This is a genomic window from Pseudomonas sp. FW300-N2F2 (assembly GCF_017351655.1).
In the GTDB taxonomy this organism is placed as follows: Bacteria; Pseudomonadota; Gammaproteobacteria; order Pseudomonadales; family Pseudomonadaceae; genus Aquipseudomonas; species Aquipseudomonas fluorescens_AA.
In genome coordinates this window covers 1-3,044 of record NZ_JACNDQ010000007.1, presented here as the reverse complement: position 1 = coordinate 3,044, position 3,044 = coordinate 1, and the positions used below count along the sequence as shown (strand labels likewise).

Annotated in this window: 1 protein-coding gene; it reads left to right on the top strand. The window is 62.3% G+C overall.

Annotated elements, in window-relative coordinates:
* A partial coding sequence (locus J4E63_RS30645; protein WP_207284215.1) for a non-ribosomal peptide synthetase occupies positions 1-3,044 on the top strand: 3,044 nt, incomplete at both ends.

Here is a 3,044-nt window from a genome sequence, read left to right as displayed (position 1 = left end):
AGCGAGCTTCGATGTCCGTTACCACCGCATGGATATCCGCCAGGCGCCGTTGATGCGCGTCCGGTTCGCCCAGGATGCGATCAACCAACGTTGGGTGGCGACCCTGCTGGTCCATCACATGGCGCTTGACCATACATCGTTGGAAGTGATGCGCCACGAGATACAGGCGCACCTGTTGGGCCAAGCCGGTCAGTTGGGCGATGCGGTGCCTTACCGCAACTATGTGGCCCAGGTATGCCTGGGTGTGAGTCGTGAAGAGCACGAAACGTTTTTCCGCGAGATGCTCGGCACCATCGACGAGCCGACGCTGCCGTTCGGCTTGCAGGATGTGCAGGGCGATGGCAGCGGTATCGAGGAAGCCCAGCAGGCTATCTCGACGGATCTGAGCCGTCGCCTGCGCCTGCAGGCCCGCCAACTCGGCGTGAGCGCGGCAAGCGTGGTTCACTTGGCTTGGGCCCAGGTGCTGGGTCGGATCTCGGGTCGCGAAGACGTGGTGTTCGGTACGGTGCTGATGGGACGGATGCAAGGTGGTGAAGGTGCCGACCGCGCATTGGGAATGTTCATCAATACCTTGCCGATTGGCGTGCAGGTCGGTGCGCAAAGTGTGCGGGCCGGCGTGCTGGCGACCCACGCGCGCCTGAGCGGGCTGTTGGGGCATGAGCATGCGTCCCTGGCGTTGGCCCAACGTTGCAGTGGCGTGGTTGCACCGACGCCACTGTTCAGTGCCTTGCTCAACTACCGTCATTCGGTCGCCGAACCTGACGCGTTACAAGCATCGTCGAACTGGGAGGGGATCGAGGCACTGGGTGGCGAAGAACGCACCAACTATCCGCTGACGCTGTCTGTGGACGATCTCGGTGAAGGCCTCAGCCTGACCGTTCAAGCAGTGGCCGACATCGGCGCACAGCGGATCGGCGCTTATATGGAGGCGGCACTGACGAGCCTGGTAGTGGCGTTGGAGCGTGCGGCTGGAACGTCATTGTCTGATTTGACGATCTTGCCAGCGGCCGAACGTGATCAGTTGTTGGTGACGTTCAACGCCACCCAAGTCGACTTTCCACAGCAGCAGACGATTCATGGGTTGTTCGAAGCGCAGGTGCAGCGCACGCCGGAGGCCGTGGCGGCGATCCATGGCGAGCGGCGCCTGAGCTACCGCGAGTTGAACGAGCGGGCCAACCGTTTGGCCCATTACTTGCGCAAACAAGGCGTGCAGCCCGATTCGCGGGTGGCGATCTGCGTCGAGCGCGGTATCGACATGGTCGTGGGCCTGCTGGCGATTCTCAAGGCCGGCGGCGGTTATGTGCCGCTGGATCCGGCGTATCCGCAGGATCGTATTACCTACATGCTCGAAGACAGCGCCCCGGCCGCGGTGCTGGCCCAGGACGCTACTGTCGGGCTGTTGAGCGATGCCTCGATGGCGGTGATCAACCTCGATAGTGGGCTGTGGCAGGACGAATCCGTCCAGAATCCCGAGATTGCCGAGCTGACCTCCTCGCACCTGGCCTATGTCATCTACACCTCCGGTTCGACGGGGCTGCCTAAAGGCGTGATGATCGAACACCGCAACACAGTGAACTTCCTGACCTGGGCCCATCGTTCATTCGATGACGCCACGTTGTCGAAAACCCTGTTCTCGACGTCGTTGAACTTCGACCTGGCGGTCTACGAGTGCTTCGCGCCGCTGACGTCGGGCGGCAGCATCGACGTGGTCACTAATGTGCTGGAACTGCAACAGGGCGAGCACGACATCACCCTGATCAACACCGTGCCCTCGGCCCTCAAGGCCTTGCTGGAATCTGGTGGGTTGGGCGAGGGTGTCGACACGGTCAACGTCGCCGGTGAAGCCCTCAAGCGCAGCCTGGTGGAGACGTTGTTCGAGCAGACCCAGGTCAAGCGCCTGTGCAACCTCTATGGCCCTTCGGAAACCACGACGTATTCGAGCTGGGTATCGATGGCCCGTGAAGGCGGGTTTGTCGCGCATATTGGCAAGCCGGTAGCGAACACCCAGTTCTACTTGCTGGATGAGCACAAACAACCCGTGCCGCTGGGCGTACCGGGCGAAATCTACATCGGTGGCGCCGGGGTCGCTCGCGGTTATCTCAATCGTGACGACCTGACGGCTGAGCGTTTCCTCAAGGATCCGTTCAGCAACGCTTCAAACGCCCGCATGTATCGGACCGGCGACTTGGGTCGCTACCTGCCGGACGGCAACATCGAGTACCTGGGCCGCAATGACGATCAGGTGAAGATCCGTGGTTTCCGGATCGAGCTGGGCGAGATCGAAGCCAAGCTCGCTCAACACGAGGCCTTGAACGAAACCGTGGTGCTGGCCCGTGAAGACGTGCCAGGCGACAAACGCCTGGTGGCCTATTTCACCCAGCATTCGCCGGGCGAAGTGCTGGACATCGAAGCCCTGCGCGCGCACCTGCAAGCGCAGTTGCCGGCCTATATGGTGCCGGTGGCCTACGTGCGCCTGGATGCCTTGCCACTGACCCCCAACGGCAAGCTCGACCGCAAGGCCCTGCCTGCACCAGACCTCGATGCCGTCATCTCCCGTGGCTACGAAGCCCCGCAAGGCGAGGTGGAAACCACCCTGGCGCAGATCTGGCAGGATTTGCTGGGCCTGCAGCAGGTCGGTCGCCATGATCACTTCTTCGAACTGGGCGGCCATTCCCTGCTGGCGGTCACGCTGATCGAGCGGATGCGCCAGGCCGGCTTGAGCACCGACGTGCGCATATTGTTCGGCCAGCCAACCCTTGCGGCGTTGGCGGCGACAGTAGGCGGCAGTAAAGACATCGTGGTGCCAGTCAACCGAATTGCGCTCGACTGCACGCGGATCACCCCCGACCTGCTGACGCTGACAAGCCTCGACCAGGACGCCATCGACCGCATCGTGTCGACCGTGCTGGGTGGTGCGCGCAACGTACAGGATATCTATCCACTGGCCCCCCTGCAGGAAGGCATTCTTTACCACCACCTCGCCGCCGAACAAGGCGACCCTTACGTCCTGCAAACGCAGTTCGCCTTCGACAACCGCGAACGCC